1 protein-coding gene is annotated in these 229 nt (G+C 35.4%); it reads left to right on the top strand.

Annotation, left to right across the window (positions count from 1 at the left end):
• A partial coding sequence (locus AOA61_RS31140) for a hypothetical protein (protein WP_158234788.1) occupies positions 1-229 on the top strand: 229 nt, incomplete at both ends.

Below are 229 nucleotides of genomic sequence, written 5' to 3'. Positions count from 1 at the left end.
ATAATAGGGGATTGCTCCAAGAGTGCATTGGAGCAATTGAAGAAAAAGGCACAGGATGTTAATGAACAGTTAATTTCTGCAAAAGAATCACTCCAAAAAGTTACAGCAAGACTTGATGAAGAACGGAAAATGTTTGTTGAAATACAACGTCAGAGAAAATATGATACTGAACTAGTTCAGCTCAAAGCAATTAAGTCGAATCTTGAGATGAATCTACAAGGTGCAAAAA

This window comes from Pseudomonas sp. 2995-1 (assembly GCF_002742505.1).
Classification (GTDB): Bacteria; Pseudomonadota; Gammaproteobacteria; order Pseudomonadales; family Pseudomonadaceae; genus Aquipseudomonas; species Aquipseudomonas sivasensis.
This window is presented reverse-complemented; position numbering and strand designations above follow the sequence as displayed.